Raw genomic sequence first — 16,353 nt, forward strand, 5'->3', positions numbered from 1 at the left:
ACGCTGGGCAGGGGCGCGACTCCTCGGACAGCAATCTGACGGGATCTCGCGCACCGTTCCATCATGTGAGAGTGGTTACCTATCTACTTCATGTAGTAAGGTAACGATATGCCCACCTCGATCGTAGACAAGCTCATGGCCATCACGAGCATGTTCCAGCAGGACATGGCCCGAGCCTTCGCCGGCACTCCGCTCACCGAGTCGCGGGTCGCCGTCCTGTGGACGCTGGCACTAAGCGGGCCATCCACCCAGCAGACCCTCTCTGAGGCGCTGTCGGTGACACCTCGCAACATCTCCGGCCTCGTGGACGCGCTGGAACAGCACGGATACGTGCGGCGCGTCCCCCACCCGTCCGACCGCCGTGCCGTGCTGGTGACGCTCACCCCGAACGGCGAGGCGGCGGTGGCGCGGATGCAGGAGGAACACGCTCATCTGGAGGTCGAGCTGCGCGACGCCGTCGCGCCGGAGCACCTCGATGCGCTCGAACAAGGCATCGAGGCGATCATCGCCCGCCTCGCCACGTTGGTGAGTGCAGAGCAGCCGGCCGCGGAGGACGGCTGATGAGCATCGCTACTCGCACCGCGCAGACCCCGCAGACCGAACCGAGTCGAATCCGAGCGCTCCTGGCTCGCGGCGCGGGGATGGAAAGGATCGTCTACGCCGCTATCGGTCGCGCGATCGCCCGCAAGCCCTGGAAAGCCCGCGACGCCAAGGGCTTCCGCTACCACGCTCAGAGCCTCGCGATTCTCGTCATTTTCATCGTGCTCTCCGCCGTCGAAATCGTGGTCATCGACCTGATCATGCATCAGTGGCTCTGGGTGAGAATCCCGCTGCTCATCATCGGCATCTGGGGACTGGTCTGGATGACCGGGCTCCTGTGTGCCCATTTCATGCGACCCCACACGGTCGGGAGCGATGGCATCCGAGTGCGGGATGGTCTCGACATGGATGCGCACGTCACGTGGGACGACGTGTACTCGGTGGGACTGAAGAACCGCAACTATGAGCCCAAGACCCCGAGCGTGATCGATGACCAGGGGGGCCGGTCCCTGGTGATGAACATCACCGACCAGACCAACATCGAGATCGTCCTGGAACGACCGACGACCATCACCCTTCCTGGCCTGCCGCCGAAGGGCGGCGAGCAGGTTATCGACCGCATCTACCTCTGGACCGACGAGCCCAAGGGATTCCTCGACGCGGTACGGGAGCACATGGGCTCTGAGGCGGACAGCGCCCAGGCCAAGAAGGCGCAGGCTCAGGCCGCGCAGGACGAAGAACGGAGAAAGCGCATGGCTCAGCACAACAACGGTCCGGCAATCGAGGTGAGCGGCCTCGTCAAGAGATTCGGTGACACCACCGCCCTCGACGGCATCGACCTCACCGTGGAGCCTGGGTCGGTGCTCGGGCTGCTCGGCCCGAACGGGTCGGGCAAGACCACGACCGTGCGCATTCTCGCGACCCTGATGAAGGCCGACGAAGGCACCGCCCGCGTGTGCGGTTATGACGTCGTGCGCGACGCCTACCAGGTGCGGCAGTTGATCGGACTCACCGGCCAGTACGCCTCGGTGGACAAGGACCTCAGCGGCCACCAGAACCTCACCATGATCGGCCGGCTCCTCGGCATGTCCAGCAAGCAGGCCAAAGCCCGCGCCTCTGAACTCATCGAAGAAGCCGGTCTCGCCGACGCCGCCACCAAGCCCGCAAAGAGCTACTCCGGCGGCATGCGCCGACGTCTCGACCTCGCGGCAAGCATCATGGGCGAAGCCGCGGTCGTCTTCCTCGATGAGCCCACCACCGGCCTCGACCCCGCCCGCAGAGGCGAGACCTGGGCCATGATCCGCCGGCTCGCCGCGCAGGGTTCCACGGTGCTGCTCACGACCCAATACCTCGAAGAAGCCGACCACCTGGCGAACGACATCGTCGTCATCGACGCGGGCAAGGTCGTCGCACGCGGCACCCCCGACACCCTCAAACGGCGCATGGGAAGCCAGACACTCGACCTGCGCCTGAGCGACCCCAGCCAGCTCGAAGAAGCCACGAACCGCATCCAGAGCATCATCGACGCCGCCCCGGTGGTCGATGCACGGACGGGGCAGTTGAGTGCGGCCGTGACCGATGGCGAGGTCATGCCCGCCATCGTGCGCAGCCTCGATGAGGCCGCCATCGGCGTCAGCGAGCTCTCGCTTCGCCTGCCCAGCCTGGATGACGTCTTCCTGACCCTCACCGGACACCGCGCAACCACCGCCGACGAGAAGGCCGACGAGCAGAACGAGAAGGAGGCAGCAGCATGACCACCGCAACGCTCCCCGCCACCCACACACCACTGAGGAAGCACGTCAGCATGGGGCAGGTGTTCGTTCAGTCCGCGACGCTCTCCTGGCGAGGCATCGTCAAGCTTCGCCGGCACCCCGCCGGACTCGCAGACGTCATCATCGGCCCCGCGATCTTCCTCGTGCTCTTCGGCTACGTCTTCGGTGGCGCCATCTCCGGCGACACGAGCGAGTACCTCCAGTACGTGTTTCCCGGCATCCTCGGCATGATGACCCTCTTCGCCACCATGGGGGTCGGCGTCTCCCTCAGCACCGACCTCTCCGAGGGCATCTTCGACCGCTTCCGCAGCCTCCCCATCGCCCGCATCTCCCCGCTCATCGGAGCCGTCGGCAGCGACATCGTCCGCCAGCTCGTCTCTCTCACCGCACTCATCGGCTTCGGGCTGCTACTCGGCGTGCGCTTCGAGACCAGCGTGTGGTTGGTGCTCGCCGGATGCGCTCTCGCCCTCGCGTTCGCCCTCGCGGTGTCGTCGGCACTGATCCTCCTCGCCTTGGCCATCAAGGACCCGATGGCCGTGCAAGGCCTCGGCGCGGTCATCATTCTGCCCCTGGCCTTCGCCAGCAACATCTTCGTGCCGGTCGAGACAATGCCCGGCTGGATGCAGACCTTCGCCTCATGGAACCCGATCGGGCACCTGGTCGACACCGTGCGCGGACTCATGATGGGCGGCCCCGTCGGTGAGCCACTGATGTTCACCCTGATGTGGATGGCGGCGTTCGTCCTCGTGTTCGCCCCGCTGTCACTGATCGCCTACAACCGACGCGCATAGAGTCCACTGAGCCACGACATGCCTCAACGCAATGTCTGCCCACACGCAGCCGCATCTGCGCGAAAATGCGGCTGCGTGCAGGGCGGGCGCCCCCATCATTGCTCGAACTGCGCCCTCTAACCGGCGAGCTGATCCTGTCGCCTACGCCTGCATCAGGCTGATCGTCGTTCGGGACGGGAGCGCGATCTTGTTCAGCGAGTCCGGGCAGGAGCCGGTCAAGCTCGGTGACGTGATCCTGCTCGGCGCGAACACCCTGTGCGGGGCGCACCCGAGGGCCACATCACAGTGACGACGATCGACGCGGATGCCGACTACGTGATCGACCAAGTGTTCTGGCAGCAGCTCGATTCCGACTAGAGTTGGCATTGAAGCCAAACTCTTGACTGTGATGCCGAGGAGTCTCCGTGGATGTGAAGCGGCCCGTGACGTTGACGCAGGAGGTGCGTCGGCAGCGGATCATCGAGGCGGCGATCGAGTGCCTCGCTCGTGAGGGGTGGAACGGTACGAAGCTGGCCTTGGTGGCGGCGGAGGCGGGGATCAGCCGGGGGTTGATCTCGTATCACTTCGCGGGCCGTGACGATCTGTACGAGGCGGTTCTGGACACCGTGGTGGAGACGATCTTCGGCGAGGGCTCGGCAGCGATGCAGCAGCGGATCGATGAGGCATCCACGGCCCGCGGCAAGCTCGTGGCCTACATCGAGGAGAATCTGCGGTTCATCGGATCGCATCGGCGGGAGATGGCGGCGCTGGGGCAGGTGATGCCAAACCTGCGCGGCAAGGACGGCGCGCCGCGGTTCGACGCCGATGCTGAGGAGCCGGTTATCGCGGGAACGGCGCTGCTGTTCGAGTACGGGCTGTCCACCGGGGAGTTCCGCGGGGTCGACGCGCGGCTGACGGCCTACACGCTGCGTCGTTGCATCGACGGGGCCGCGGTGAAGATCGTCGCGGACCCCGGGTTCGATATCGACGCCTACGCCCGGGAGCTGACCGCCCTGTTCCTGCAAGGAGTGCAAGCATGACCGCGACGACTCCGCCTGCCGTTGTCTTGTCTGGTCTGACCAAGCGCTTCGGTGACCACGTCGCGGTGGATGCGATCGATCTGAGCATCCCGGCGGGGATGTTGTTCGGCATCGTCGGCCCGAACGGGGCGGGCAAGTCGACCACGTTGTCGATGATCGCCGGGCTGCTCGCGCCGGATTCCGGGACGGTGACGGTCGCCGGGTTCGACGCGAAGAGTCAGCGTGAGCAGGTGCTGAACGCGCTGGGCATCATGATGGAAGGGCTCTCACTGCCCGAGCGGCTCACCGGTGGCGAGCTGTTGGAGTACACGGCCCGGTTGCGGGGTATCGGTGCCGAGTGGCGCCAGCGCGCCACGGACCTTCTGGAGGTTCTGGAGCTGGATCGGGCGCCGTCGACGTTGATCGTGGACTACTCAACCGGGATGCGGAAGAAGATCGGTCTGGCGGTGGCGTTGCTGCACCGGCCGCGGGTGCTGGTGCTCGATGAGCCGTTCGAGGCCATCGATCCGGTCTCGGCCCACGCCATCGAGGGTCTGCTGGGCCAGTACGTCGCCGGTGGCGGGACCGTGCTGCTGTCGAGCCACATCATGGACGTCGTCGAGCGCACCTGTGAACGGGTCGCGCTCATCAAGGACGGCCGCGTCCTCACCCAGGGCACGATCGAGGAGGTCCGCACCGGCGGGACGCTGGCGGAGACGTTCGTGAACTTGGTCGGTGCTGCCCCGCGTCGTGACATCGGGTGGTTGCGTTGAGGATGAGCGGGGCTTTCGCGGGGCTGCGGTGGCGGGTCATCCGCCACGGCCCTCACGACGAGCGCGGCTTCGGCCTGGTCGCCGGTCTTGTCGCAGCCGCAGGCGTCATCGCCGTGGCCGTTCTCGCCCGCACGGGTGTCCTCGATCAGAGCTGGCTCACCGTCGCGGTCTCACTGTTGGGGCTGACGTGGCTGCTCGGCCCGATCCTGCTCCCCGGTGCCGCGCCGATCCTGAACCCGGAGTGGTTCCGCACCCTGCCTCGCCCACCGGCCCGGATTGCGTGGGAGATGTCTGCGAGCGAGGCCATCAGCGTGGGGAGCGTGATCACCACTGCGGCGCTGAGCAGCTTTGTGGTGGTCGCCATCCCGCACGGCGCCGGAGTGGTCGCGGTCGCCGTGGTGGCGGCGTCGTCCCAGGTGTTCTTCCTGCTGTGGCTGGGCAGATGCGCTGCGGCCGTGACTGCCCGTCTGCTCCGCTCCACAGGGGGCACATGGGTGGCGGCGTTTCAGATGTCCGTGCTGTTGGCGCTCTCCTTCGCCGGATGGGTGCCGCTGTTCGCGGTGATCCTGCCGAACCTCGGCACCGGAGACACCACGATCATCACCCCCTCGACCCCTGGCGCCGTCCCCGACGCGATCGAGACCACACTGCAAGCGCTCCCGACCGGCTGGGGCATCGCCGCTGTGACCGCGGCCGCCACGCACGCATCGTTCATAGCGGTCGCTGTACCGATCGTCGGACTCATCGTCGGCGGGCTGCTGCTGTGGGCCATATGGATCGGCCTCACGGCTCGCACGCTGCGCCAGCCACCTGCTCGCACGCGCAGCAACCTCAGCGCCGGCAGGTTTCGCCGCACACATTCCGCACAGTCGACTGGCCCGGTCCGGGCGGTCGTCAGCCGGGAGGTCAAGACCTGGTTCCGCGACCCGCACCGCCGCCTCGCGCTCGGGCACGCCTGGATCACCCCGGTGCTGATGATCCTCCTGGTCGCGCCCACCGGATGGTCCTGGGCGCTGCCGTTCATCGGCGTCCTCGCCGCAGCCATCGCGGGGATGACCGCAGTGAACACCTACGCCCTCGACGGGACCGCGCTGTGGCAACTCCTCACCACCCCGAAAGCGATCCGCGCCGACGTCGCCGGACGCCAACTCGCCTGGATGCTCCTCTTCGCCATCCCCGTCATCGTCGTGACGATCCTGCTGAGCCTGGTCAGCCAGTCGCCGTTCTGGGCCGTTGCGCTCGGGATGACCCTCGCCGCGACCGGCATGGCATGCGCGAGCGCCCCGCTGTTCAGCGCGCTCATGCCCGCGATCGGAGCCGACGCCCGCGACCGTGTTGCCGCCACACACAACGCTGGCAACCCCGCAGGGGGACAGTGGACGGTGTTCACTGCCGTCGCCGCCGCCGCAGCCGTCCCCGCCGTCCTCACCCAGATCACCGGCACCGGTCACTCCTGGATCGCTCACCTGAGCATCGGCATCGCCGTCGGCACATCCGCGCTCCTGACGCTGACACCTCTGACACGCGCCCGCCTCCAACGATCAGGACCAGCACTGCTCGCTGCCATGGCATCAGGCGACCCCACCCGACTCAGAAACAGGGCCGCACGCAAGCCCTCCACCGAAACACCGACCCACAACCTGTAGAAATCGGGACTCTGAGAGCGCGCCGGTGCGCGCACAGCCGCTGTCCGGCGCGACCGGGGCATGACCGTAGAAGCTGGAGCGCACACATGCGAGCTGTATTCTTTGACTGATTGATCAGACGATGATTGGAGTCGGGTGTCCAGACGAGTTGATCCGGAGCGGATCGCACAGAAGCGGGAGCAGATCGCGGTCGAGGCAGCCCGCCTGTTCGCGACGCAGGGGTATGACCGGACGAGCGTCGCGCAGATCGCCAGAGCGGTCGGCACCAGCCCGGCCAGCGTCTTCTACTACTTCGAGGACAAGGCGTCGTTGTTCCGGGCAGTGTTCGAACGCGACCTGCCTGCGGCCGAGGCGCTGATCGAGCGCCATGCCGAGGCCGCTGACCCGGTGGCGGCGATCCTCGACGTGCTCGACGCTCTGGCCGAGGATGCGGCCGACCCGTCCGCGTCGGGAATGCTGGTCGAGCTGCTGCGCCGTGTCGGCGACGACCCCGAGCTGCTCGCGGTCGTGGGACGAACCGCCGACGTGCTCCGCGAGGGCTTGGCCGCACTGATCTCACGCGGAATCGCCCGCGGCGTCATCGATCCGGCACTGAACGCAACCGAGGCAGCGGCCTGGTTGCAGACGATCGTCGACGCGACCTACCTCAACGCCCGATCGGGGCACTCCCCGCACGCCGATCTGCACCGCACCGCCCTGGGATACCTCGCCCCGCCACAACACCGCCAGGAGGAAGGTCATGGCTGAGAACACCATCAACGTCACGATCCCCAAACGATGGGTCGTCGGGGTGCATCTGACGGGCGCGGTACTCGGGTTCGGTGCCGCCTTCGTCGTGGGCCCGATCGTGAACTGGCTGCTCAGCTTGGCCGGCGACGCCCCCGGTCCGCTGCGCCTGGCCGCGGGCCTGCCACTGGTCTGGGCGATACCCGTGCTCACCCTCGCTGGCCTCGGCGTCGGGTTCTGGTTCGCCAAGGAATGGCAGAAGGACAACGGCACCATCACGATCACCCCCGAGGGCGTGACGGTGCACCGGGCAGGGAGTAGCCGCCACGTCGCTCGTGACCGCATCGGCGGCGCGTTCACCGACGGTCACGACCTCGTCGTCACCGATGACCTCACGAACGAGCTGCTGCGGGTGAAGACGGACAAAGTGCTCGTGGGCAGGCTGAGCGACGCATTCCCACGTCTCGGATACCCCTGGCAGGGAACGACGGACCCCTACGACCACGCGTTCGCCACCTGGGTCGATGACAGCGGCCTGCTGGATGCTCACGCACATGATCTCCTGCGCGCCCGGCAACGAGCCCTGGCCGACAAGCGCCCCGGCGCCGCCGAGGATGCCCGTGACGAACTCCGCGCACTGGGCATCGCCGTGCGCGACCGCCACGGCGCACAGCAGTACCGGGTCGTTGCGCGCGGCACGTAGCAAGCGCTCAGAGCGATGGGCGACGCCTGGCGGCCAGGCCGTCGAGAAGAGGACAGCAGCAGCATGCTGGCTCGCGCATCACAGCAGTCAGTCGATGCACTGGCTTGGCGATGACAGGGCATGGTGCACCTTCAGTTCGCTAGCAGATTCCCCGGTCTGCTCAATAGTCGCCATATGCGGTGGAGGGCGTCGTGACCGTAGCCTCGAATCCCAGACGGAATCAGTGGAGGGACGTCACGACATGACTATTCTCGTTACAGGCGCGACCGGCAACGTCGGCAGGCTGGTGGTCGACCATCTCAGAGCAGCTGGCTCCCCCGTCCGGGCGCTGACCAAGAACCCGAAGAAGGCCGCACTTCCCGCGGACGTCGAGGTGTTCACTGGCTATCTCGGCGAGCTGGAGACGCTGCCACCGGTGCTCGAAGGCGTCGATCGGATGTACCTGGCACCGCTGCCCGAGACCGTGCGCGATGTTGTGAGCATGGCGAAGGACGCGGGCGTGCGCAAGATCGTCGCGCTGTCGCAGATCGACGCGGACCGGGAAGCGGAGCGCGATGAAAGCGAGTGGCATTACCACGTGATCGAGAAGGCTGTGGAGAACTCTGGACTGGAGTGGACCTTCCTGCGTGTCGGTCAGTTCTTCGCCAACTCCTTGGACTGGGCCGAGCAGATTCGCTCCACCGGCGCGGTCAAGGGTGCTTACGGCAGCGCGACCTATGCGCCCATCGACCAGAACGACATCGCCGCCACCGCGGCGACTCTGCTGCTCCAGGACGGACACCACGGCAAGAAGTACGTGTTGACCGGGCCGGAGAGTCTGACGAAGATCGAGATGGTCCGGATTATCGGCGAGGTGATCGGACGGGACATCCGATTTGAGGAGCAGACTCGCGAGGAAGCGTACAAGGACATGTACGACTCGGGCTGGGGCGAGGGCGCGGACTGGATGCTCGACCTCGATGCGAGGTTCACTGAGAACCCCGAGGTCGCGTTGCCGACGTTCGAGCAAATCAACGGCCGCCGGGGGACGACCTTCGCCGAGTTCATCGCCAACAAAGCAGACAAGCTCCGCTGAACGTCCTGTTGCCGATCCGCTGAGGATCAGGTGCGTAAGGAACTTGGGGTGCGCTGCTGGGTTGATCCGGTCGAGGCGTGGATGAGGTTCTCGATGCCATCGAGGACGAATGTGACGCCGAGGTCGAGGGCGTGCCGGGGGTTTCTGGCGGCATCGAAGGTTGCCCCGAGCGTGTTGCCCACGCGGCCGGAGACGGGATAGTCATCGTCGCTCATCAGGTGTTCGAGCGCGGGCGCGATGACGGCCCACCATTCGGGGTCGGCCAGACCGGAGTCTCGCTGTTGGTCGCGGTCGCTGCGCTGGGCGCGGGCAGCGCTCTCGACCACGCCCAGGACGGTGGTCAGGCTGGCTTCCATGTCCAGGTCGGAGAGTCCGATCCCGTCCAGGACGCGCAGCTCGGCTTCGTACTTGCGGGTGGCGTTCGGGCCGAGGAGCATCCGGCTTTCGTGGATGTCGAGCAGCCAGGGGTGGCGAGTGCAGAGCATCCAGTTGCGCTCCGCGACGTATCGCAGTCCGGCCCGCCAGTCACCGGCATCCTTCGCAGTGTCAACGCTGTCGTACAAGTTCGCATAGGCGGTATCGACCATCAGGGCGGTGAGGTCGTCCTTGCGGGGCACGTGGTTGTACAGGGCCATCGTGCTCACGCCGAGCCGCTCGGCGACCTTCCGCATCGAGGTCGCTCCTAAGCCGTCGGTGTCGGCGAGGTCGATGCCAGCCTGCACGATCTGCGTCACGGTAATCCCGGACCTGCCCGGCTGTGGGTGGTGTCCCCAGAGCAGGTAGAGGCTGCGCACGAGTTCGGGGGCGGACTTCTCGGCGGTCACGATCCTCTTTCTCTCGCCATATGCGAATAGGGCCCAGGCTACCGTACGGTTGGAACGTACGCCGTACATAACGGCGTCCAGAAAGGACTGACGATGCGAACTGGAGAAGCAGCGATCGCCTTGGAGGGCGTTCGCAAGAGCTACGGCGGAGCCAAGGGGAAGCCGGTGCTGGACGGGCTCGACCTCACCGTGGCGCGCGGCAGCGTGCATGGGCTGCTGGGGCCGAACGGCGCGGGCAAGACGACCGCGGTGCGGATCATGACCACGCTTCTGGCCCCCGACGCCGGCCGGGTGACGGTCGCGGGGCTGGACGCGGTGCGCGACTCGGCTCGGGTGCGTGCGCAGATCGGTCTGGTCGGTCAGTATGCCGCGGTCGACGAGGCGCTGTCGGGGCGGCAGAACCTGGTCATGTTCGCCCGCCTGAACCGCTACCGGCCGCCGTCCGCGAGACGCCGGGCCGAGGAGCTGCTTGAGAGGTTCGGGCTGGTCGAGGCCGCCGACCGGCAGGTCAAGACGTATTCCGGCGGGATGCGGCGGCGGGTAGACCTCGCCGCGGGCCTGATCACGGCACCGGACATCCTGTTCGTGGACGAGCCGACAACGGGCCTGGACCCCGGCGTCCGTCAAGACGTGTGGGCCGCGATCCGCGATCTGGTGCGCGGTGGCACCACCGTGCTGCTGACCACCCAGTACCTGGAGGAGGCCGACCAGCTCGCCGACCAGATCTCCATGCTCGGCCGCGGACGCGTCGTCGCCGAGGGCAGCCCCACAGAACTCAAAGCCAAGGCCGGAGACGACTGGCTCGAAGTCACCCCCGCCCACGACACCGACCTCGCCCGACTGCGCGCGGAGCTGTCCGCTTGGTCCTCCGGCGACGTCACCATGGACCACGGTCTGATCCGCGTCCCCCTTGCCGACCGCGCGTCCTCCCTGATCGGAGCCACGGCAGCGCTCCGGGACGCGGACCTGAAGGTGCGCGACCTCTCGCTGCGTACTCCGACCCTGGACGAGGTCTTCCTCCAGGTCACCGGGCACACCGCCCTCGACACCGCCGAACCCGACGACAACACCGCGGACACCGCGGACACCGCGGACACCGCCAAGGAGGCCACCCGATGAGTACCCTCACCACCCGCACCGCCACCGCCACCGTCACCGAGCCGGATGGGTCGACGTCGCCCGTCGCCCGAGCGTTCGCCGACACCTGGACCATCACCCGCCGAGACCTCCAGCACTGGCGGCACATGATCGGCACCAGGGTCTTCAACTGGCTCTGGCCGATCATCCTGATGGCCCTGTTCCTCGGCCTCATCGGCGGCGCCCTCGGAGACGACCTCGGCGGAAGCTACATCGACTTCGTCATGCCCGGCATCCTCGCCATGACGGTCTTCATCGGCCTGGAAGGAACGATGGCCGCCGTCAGCAACGACTCCCTGCGCGGCATCACCGACCGATTCCGCTCCCTGCCCATGAGCGGCATCGCCGTCGTCGGAGGCCGTTGCGTCGCCGACCTGCTCGACTCCCTCGTCACCATCGTCGTCGTCATCGCCGGCGGCCTGGCCTTCGGATGGCGCCCGGAAACCACCGTCCCCGAAGCACTCGCCGCGCTCTGTCTGCTGCTCCTGCTCCGGATCGCGATGCTGTGGACCGGCATCTACGTCGGACTCAAAGCCTCCAGCCCCGAATCGCTCGGCCCGATCAACATCATGGTCTGGCCCATCCTGTTCTTCTCCAGCGTCTTCATCGACACCTCCACCATGCCCCGCTGGCTCGGCGTCATCGCCGATGCCAACCCGATCTCCGCGACGGCAACCACGGTCCGCGAACTCCTCGGCGCTCCCGTGGTCGGCGGGGAGAGCTGGTTCGCCGACAACGCCACGATCCTCGCCGTCGTCTGGCCCGCTCTGATCATCGTGATCTTCCTGCCACTGGCTGTGTCGACCTACCGACACCTGCGCCGCTGACCACCCGGCCAAGCTCGCCTCGAAGGGTACCCAATGCCGTCCGCACCTTCCCCCTCCAAGGGGGAGATGCGGACGGCATCAGCGCTCTATCGTCCGGTCCTCGCGCATACCCAAACCCTCCACGCGCCGGTCGGCCCGGTCGCCTATGACTGCGTGAAAGTGATCGTCGTCCGGTCCGGGTCAGCGATCCTGTTCAGCGAGTTCGGTCAGAAGCCCGTCAACGTTGGCGACGCGGTGTTTCTTGGCGCGAACGTGCTGTGCGGCTCGGAACCTGAGGGACACATCACCGTCACCACGATCTATCTGGACACGGACTATGTGATCGACCAAGTGTTCTGGCAACACGCCGGGCTGTTCCAGGATCGGCTCGAAGCGCAGGGATTCGCTGAGACGGTCTACTCCGATCCCGCGCAGATTCTCCGCCTGGGTGAGGACCGGGCGGGGATGCTGATGCCGTGGCTGGATGAGCTGGTCGAGCGAAGCCTCGAAGGTGGCTTCGCCCGGAACTTCTACCGGATGCAGGCAGCGTGGTTCAGCATCGCCCACGTGATCGCCCCCTTCATCCAGGTCTCGCCGGTCCGCATCTCGGCATTGCAACATGCGCATATCCGGCCCACCCTCCCACGGCATCGTCAGTTCGCCCCGTTGCGTGCCGAGGCGCGACGCGCTGCCGAGCTGCTTCACCAGGCACCAGCGGAGCACTGGACCCTCGACGGGCTGGCCACCCAAGTGCACCTGTCGCCCTCGCAACTCAGCCGAGTGTTCGCCGACGCCTACGGCAAGACACCCTTGGCGTACCTGACCATGCTCCGCGCCGAACGTCTGGCGCAGTCGCTGCGGGAGACGGATGTGCCGATCGAGACCGCAATGCGCCAGGTCGGCTGGCGCAGCCGCGGCCACGCCGCCCAGCAGTTCCGCAAATACGTGGGGCTTACCCCCGCCCGCTACCGACAACTGACCCTTCGCCCGAGTTGAACGCCGCTCCCGATCTGGCCACCCGCGAGCGGAATATCGGGAGCATTCGCGCCTCAGACCCCACGGCGCTCTGTTCTTTCGGTAGTCCGGTATGCACGTCAGGCGCACCATAAGTTCTCCCTGACGGCCGAGCTACCGATCCGTAGTTCGCTGACCGTCTCGACACACCTGCTGGTTCTCCTGGCGCACCTCGTTTGTGCACCGCCGCCCTCTCCTGGGCGCGGTTTATGCCGGGAGGAGGCGCGAGCAGATGGCGACGAGGCAAGAGGCCCGCGAGGTGCGGGAGGTGAAGCTCGATGAGCTTCACGAGGGTCTGACCGGCGCGGTCGAACAGCTCGTGTCCGGTCCGGATTGGGCGCGAGCGCTGGCATTCGCGGCTCGGTTCCGGTCGCGGTCGTTCTCAAACTCGGTACTGATCTGGGAGCAGCACCAGGGCGCCTACGGGGCCGGCCTGGTGCCCGAGCCGTTCCCGTCGTATGTGGCTGGGTATCGGCAGTGGCAGGGCCTGGGCAGGCAGGTGCAGAAGGGGCAGCCGGGGTATCAGATTCTCGCGCCGGTCACCGGCCGCTTCGCCACCGCGACCCCTGCCGATGCGGACTCGTGGCGGAGGCTCGGGAAGGGTGAGAAGCCGCGTGCCGGTGAGGTCGTGCGATCGAAGATGGTCGGTGTTCGCCCGGCCTACGTGTGGGACGCCTCGCAGACCGCGGGCGATCCGATTCCAGAACCGCCCGCGCCGAAGCTGCTGGAAGGCGAAGCACCGGCAGGGCTCTGGGGTGGCCTTACTGCGCAGGTGGAGACGGCGGGTTTCACGGTGGTGCGGGTGCCGCATGAGGGGATGATCCACGGCGCGAACGGCATGACCGACTACACGAACCGGACGGTCGCGGTGCGGGAGAACATGGATCCGGCCGCGCAGCTCAAGACGCTGGCCCACGAACTCGGCCACGTCCTGATGCACGGCCCCGACCAGGCCGAGGCCCGGCAGCATCGCGGTATCGGGGAAGTCGAAGCCGAGAGCGTAGCGCTGATGATCGGCGCCGCCCACGGAATGGACACAAGCGGGTACACGATCCCGTACGTCTCGACCTGGGCGGCGCGAGTCGATGGCAAGGAGCCGGTGGAGGTGGTCAAGGCCACCGGTGAACGAGTCCGCAAGACCACCCTGGCGATCCTCGATCAGCTCGACACCGTCCAGGTCGCCGATGGCACCCCGCCGGGTCTGGACCGGCACACGCCGCAGCACGACCAGCCAGCGCACCAGCGACCGGGGCCGGAGCGGCGGGTGGAGCCGTTGCCCGAGCCCAGCGCGCGGCCTGCCTCGGCGGCGGCGGTGCAGGGGCGGGGGTTGTGATGGCCTCCCCCGATGCTCTCGCCAGTGTGCTCACCCGGATCAACGAGGCGTGGCCGCTGACCGCGGCTGCCCGTGTCTTCGCCGCCGCGGGGGTGCCGGTGTTCCCGTGTATGCCGGGCGGGAAGCGCCCGCTGACCGCGCACGGTTTCTACGACGCCACCACCGACCCCGGACAGCTCGCGGAATGGTGGAACAAACGTCCGGGAGCGAACATCGGCGTGCCCACCGGCGCCGCCTCCGGGGTGGTGGTGGTGGATGTCGATGTCCACGGACCGGTCAATGGCTTCGAGGCGTTCGATCACGCCGATCGTGCTGGACTCGTGGACGGATGGCAGTTCCTGGTCTCCTCGCCGTCGGGCGGGATGCACGCCTACTACCCGGCCGCCCCTGGACAAGCACAACGGTCATGGCAGGCCGCTCGAGTCGGGATCGATTTTCGGGGCGACGGCGGCTACATCGTCGTTCCGCCCTCCCAGGTCACTGCTGGTGGCACGAGCAACGGGTATCGGGTGCGCCACATCAACCCCGGCGCGGCGCACACGTTGGATTCGGATGGGTTGCGGGACTTCCTCGACCCGAGGCCAGCACCCCGTCGACCTGTGGGCGGGGTGACGCGGGAGGCGGATGTGTCGCGGTTGGCGGCATGGGTCGCCAACCGTGGTGAAGGGGAACGCAATCGGGGCTTGTTCTGGGCCGCGTGCCGCCTGGCCGAGAACAACGTCCCCGCCACAGACGCGCTGGACGCGCTGACCGCTGCGGCCAGGCACGCCGGACTCAGCCAGCGAGAGGTCACCACGACCGTGCGCTCTGCCTACCGCACCATCCACCCCCTGCCCAGCACGCGGGACTCTTCGGTGCAGGGACGTGCCGACTCTCCGCTGGCCGCCGATGAGTGGTTCGGCAGGGACGCTGCGACGGGGGCTGAGCCGTGGGTGCCGGGGCTGTGATGGGTACCCCGGTCGTGAGCCGGCAGACGGGCCGCCGATGGGCGGTCGTGACGGCGGTGGCGGGGACGGTGTTCATCGCTGCCGGCGCCTTCTGGCTGTCGTTCACGGCGTTGGCGGATTTGGCCGCCAGGTCTGGGATCGGTGCGGGGCAGGCGTGGGTGTGGCCGCTGATCGTGGACGGCATCATCGTGGTCGCGACCGTCGCCGTCGTGGCGCTGGCCGGGCAGCGATCTGCCTGGTATCCGTGGTCACTGTTGATCGTCGGCGCTCTGGTGTCGGTGATGGCGAACGCGATCCATGCCGTGGTCGCAGCTGATGCCGACGTTCCCGGTGTGCTGGCCGCCGCTGTGGCGGCGGTGCCGCCGGTGGTGCTGCTGGCGATCACCCATCTGACCGTCATCCTCACCCGGCCCCTGCCCGTTCCGGGCGACGCCGAATCGGTCGAGCATCCGGCGTCGCCGCCCGAGATCTCCCCGGCGGCGGCGCTGGTCCCAGGGACGCCGCTGGCTCCTGACGGGGCGGTCGACTCCTTGGCCGTCATCGGTGCGACTCCGCCCCAACCGCCCGGTGTCGTGAGCACGGGTCGGCGGGAGCGGGCACGTGCCCTGCGCGATCTAGGTTGGTCGAACAAGCGCATCGCCCGCGACCTTGGCGTGCATCCCTCGACGGTGGGCCGGTGGTTCTCGGCCGCGCACCTTCCCGACGACACCGGCCACCCGGCGATCGAGGAGGCGAAGGACTGATGAACCCCACCGAGTACACGGCTCAGCAGCGCGACCCGCGCCGGCGGTCGCCCCAGCCGGAGACGGACCGCGAGGCCACGGAGCTGGCGCAGAAGGCGGGGACGCCGGAGGCGGTCAAGGCAGCGAAGACCGGCCACCGAGCCGAGGTAACGAGGACCACCCAGGACGTCAGACGGGCGCGGGGTGTGGAGTGGGTGCGGCCCACCGACCTGATCGCCCGCCATTCGGCGAGCATCGCGGGGCGGGGTGTCGACTTCGAGGCCGCGCTGGCCCGCCGCGCCCGCCGTGTGCCCGGCACAGCCACCCGCGCCAGCGGGCGCGGTATCAGCGCCGTCCGGATGACGACACGTGAGCGGGCACGTCGGCTGCCGAACGTGTCGGAGTTCGGGCGCGGGAGCCGAACGTCGTCGTGGGTGACGCGTTCGGGGATCGGGCTGGGGTGAGCTGACCATGCGGACCCCAGCGCCACATCGTCGTCGCCGCGGACGGCTGCTGGGGAACGGGCGCGCACCTGTCTGTCAGGAG

General features: G+C 67.7%; 17 protein-coding genes and 1 pseudogene. 17 read left to right on the forward strand and 1 reads right to left on the reverse strand.

Annotation, left to right across the window (positions count from 1 at the left end; all coding sequences use genetic code 11):
- Positions 1 to 108 precede the first annotated feature (108 nt).
- The 10 genes and pseudogenes from D7252_RS00090 (at position 109) to D7252_RS00135 (ending at position 9,024) form a co-directional block, all read left to right on the forward strand.
- The gene (locus tag D7252_RS00090) at positions 109 to 561 is read left to right on the forward strand and encodes a MarR family winged helix-turn-helix transcriptional regulator (protein ID WP_120773545.1); all 453 of its coding nucleotides are present in this window, start codon (positions 109 to 111) and stop codon (positions 559 to 561) included.
- Positions 561 to 2,294, forward strand: a complete 1,734-nt coding sequence (locus D7252_RS20495) for an ATP-binding cassette domain-containing protein (RefSeq protein ID WP_308162430.1) — start codon at positions 561 to 563, stop codon at positions 2,292 to 2,294. Before D7252_RS00090 ends, D7252_RS20495 begins: the two co-directional genes overlap by 1 nt.
- The gene (locus D7252_RS00100; RefSeq protein ID WP_120773546.1) at positions 2,291 to 3,103 is read left to right on the forward strand and encodes an ABC transporter permease; all 813 of its coding nucleotides are present in this window, start codon (positions 2,291 to 2,293) and stop codon (positions 3,101 to 3,103) included. Before D7252_RS20495 ends, D7252_RS00100 begins: the two co-directional genes overlap by 4 nt.
- Positions 3,104 to 3,134: 31 nt before the next feature.
- Positions 3,135 to 3,442, forward strand: a pseudogene (locus D7252_RS20550) (AraC family transcriptional regulator); the annotation flags it as partial.
- Between the two features lie 65 nt (positions 3,443 to 3,507).
- A complete protein-coding gene (locus tag D7252_RS00110) occupies positions 3,508 to 4,122 on the forward strand; it encodes a TetR/AcrR family transcriptional regulator (protein ID WP_120773547.1) in 615 nt (204 codons plus the stop codon).
- The gene (locus tag D7252_RS00115; protein ID WP_120773548.1) at positions 4,119 to 4,874 is read left to right on the forward strand and encodes an ABC transporter ATP-binding protein; all 756 of its coding nucleotides are present in this window, start codon (positions 4,119 to 4,121) and stop codon (positions 4,872 to 4,874) included. Before D7252_RS00110 ends, D7252_RS00115 begins: the two co-directional genes overlap by 4 nt.
- A 2-nt stretch (positions 4,875 to 4,876) precedes the next feature.
- Complete coding sequence (locus D7252_RS00120) at positions 4,877 to 6,520, forward strand: hypothetical protein (protein ID WP_120773549.1); 1,644 nt, start codon at positions 4,877 to 4,879, stop codon at positions 6,518 to 6,520.
- 135 nt (positions 6,521 to 6,655) lie between these two features.
- Positions 6,656 to 7,267, forward strand: a complete 612-nt coding sequence (locus D7252_RS00125) for a TetR/AcrR family transcriptional regulator (RefSeq protein WP_120773550.1) — start codon at positions 6,656 to 6,658, stop codon at positions 7,265 to 7,267.
- Positions 7,260 to 7,949, forward strand: a complete 690-nt coding sequence (locus tag D7252_RS00130) for a hypothetical protein (protein ID WP_120773551.1) — start codon at positions 7,260 to 7,262, stop codon at positions 7,947 to 7,949. The genes D7252_RS00125 and D7252_RS00130 overlap by 8 nt, the downstream gene beginning before the upstream one ends.
- Positions 7,867 to 9,024: an NAD(P)H-binding protein gene (locus D7252_RS00135; RefSeq protein ID WP_215110876.1), complete on the forward strand. Its 1,158-nt coding sequence runs from the start codon at positions 7,867 to 7,869 to the stop codon at positions 9,022 to 9,024. Before D7252_RS00130 ends, D7252_RS00135 begins: the two co-directional genes overlap by 83 nt.
- Before the next feature lie 26 nt (positions 9,025 to 9,050).
- On the opposite strand, the gene D7252_RS00140 is transcribed toward D7252_RS00135, so the two are convergent.
- On the reverse strand, positions 9,051 to 9,848 hold the full coding sequence (locus D7252_RS00140) for a TetR/AcrR family transcriptional regulator (protein WP_120773553.1): 798 nt from the start codon (positions 9,846 to 9,848) through the stop codon (positions 9,051 to 9,053).
- A 93-nt stretch (positions 9,849 to 9,941) separates the two neighbouring features.
- On the opposite strand from D7252_RS00140, the gene D7252_RS00145 reads away from it, so the two are divergent.
- From D7252_RS00145 to D7252_RS00175, 7 genes are all read left to right on the forward strand, one after another.
- Positions 9,942 to 10,967, forward strand: a complete 1,026-nt coding sequence (locus tag D7252_RS00145) for an ATP-binding cassette domain-containing protein (protein ID WP_120773554.1) — start codon at positions 9,942 to 9,944, stop codon at positions 10,965 to 10,967.
- Positions 10,964 to 11,812: an ABC transporter permease gene (locus D7252_RS00150; protein ID WP_120773555.1), complete on the forward strand. Its 849-nt coding sequence runs from the start codon at positions 10,964 to 10,966 to the stop codon at positions 11,810 to 11,812. Before D7252_RS00145 ends, D7252_RS00150 begins: the two co-directional genes overlap by 4 nt.
- A 33-nt stretch (positions 11,813 to 11,845) precedes the next feature.
- On the forward strand, positions 11,846 to 12,787 hold the full coding sequence (locus D7252_RS00155) for a helix-turn-helix domain-containing protein (RefSeq protein ID WP_251050533.1): 942 nt from the start codon (positions 11,846 to 11,848) through the stop codon (positions 12,785 to 12,787).
- Between the two features lie 250 nt (positions 12,788 to 13,037).
- Positions 13,038 to 14,138 carry an ImmA/IrrE family metallo-endopeptidase gene (locus tag D7252_RS00160; protein WP_120773557.1) on the forward strand — a complete coding sequence of 367 codons (1,101 nt, stop codon included), beginning with the start codon at positions 13,038 to 13,040 and terminating at the stop codon, positions 14,136 to 14,138.
- On the forward strand, positions 14,135 to 15,085 hold the full coding sequence (locus tag D7252_RS00165; RefSeq protein ID WP_120773558.1) for a bifunctional DNA primase/polymerase: 951 nt from the start codon (positions 14,135 to 14,137) through the stop codon (positions 15,083 to 15,085). Before D7252_RS00160 ends, D7252_RS00165 begins: the two co-directional genes overlap by 4 nt.
- Positions 15,085 to 15,828 (forward strand): DUF2637 domain-containing protein, encoded by a 744-nt coding sequence (locus D7252_RS00170; protein WP_120776712.1) that lies wholly within the window; start codon positions 15,085 to 15,087, stop codon positions 15,826 to 15,828. The genes D7252_RS00165 and D7252_RS00170 overlap by 1 nt, the downstream gene beginning before the upstream one ends.
- Positions 15,828 to 16,271, forward strand: a complete 444-nt coding sequence (locus D7252_RS00175) for a hypothetical protein (RefSeq protein WP_120773559.1) — start codon at positions 15,828 to 15,830, stop codon at positions 16,269 to 16,271. The genes D7252_RS00170 and D7252_RS00175 overlap by 1 nt, the downstream gene beginning before the upstream one ends.
- Positions 16,272 to 16,353: the final 82 nt, after the last annotated feature.

It is taken from the genome of Microbacterium sp. CGR2 (assembly GCF_003626735.1).
Lineage (GTDB): Bacteria > Actinomycetota > Actinomycetes > Actinomycetales > Microbacteriaceae > Microbacterium.

Excerpts from the sequence above, each read along its gene's own strand:
- D7252_RS00090 (WP_120773545.1), top strand. The coding sequence starts at position 109 with ATGCCCACCTCGATCGTAGACAAGCTCATGGCCATCACGAGCATGTTC.
- D7252_RS20495 (WP_308162430.1), top strand. The coding sequence starts at position 561 with ATGAGCATCGCTACTCGCACCGCGCAGACCCCGCAGACCGAACCGAGT.
- D7252_RS00100 (WP_120773546.1), top strand. The coding sequence starts at position 2,291 with ATGACCACCGCAACGCTCCCCGCCACCCACACACCACTGAGGAAGCAC.
- D7252_RS00115 (WP_120773548.1), top strand. The coding sequence starts at position 4,119 with ATGACCGCGACGACTCCGCCTGCCGTTGTCTTGTCTGGTCTGACCAAG.
- D7252_RS00120 (WP_120773549.1), top strand. The coding sequence starts at position 4,877 with ATGAGCGGGGCTTTCGCGGGGCTGCGGTGGCGGGTCATCCGCCACGGC.
- D7252_RS00130 (WP_120773551.1), top strand. The coding sequence starts at position 7,260 with ATGGCTGAGAACACCATCAACGTCACGATCCCCAAACGATGGGTCGTC.
- D7252_RS00145 (WP_120773554.1), top strand. The coding sequence starts at position 9,942 with ATGCGAACTGGAGAAGCAGCGATCGCCTTGGAGGGCGTTCGCAAGAGC.
- D7252_RS00150 (WP_120773555.1), top strand. The coding sequence starts at position 10,964 with ATGAGTACCCTCACCACCCGCACCGCCACCGCCACCGTCACCGAGCCG.
- D7252_RS00155 (WP_251050533.1), top strand. The coding sequence starts at position 11,846 with ATGCCGTCCGCACCTTCCCCCTCCAAGGGGGAGATGCGGACGGCATCA.
- D7252_RS00160 (WP_120773557.1), top strand. The coding sequence starts at position 13,038 with ATGGCGACGAGGCAAGAGGCCCGCGAGGTGCGGGAGGTGAAGCTCGAT.
- D7252_RS00170 (WP_120776712.1), top strand. The coding sequence starts at position 15,085 with ATGGGTACCCCGGTCGTGAGCCGGCAGACGGGCCGCCGATGGGCGGTC.
- D7252_RS00175 (WP_120773559.1), top strand. The coding sequence starts at position 15,828 with ATGAACCCCACCGAGTACACGGCTCAGCAGCGCGACCCGCGCCGGCGG.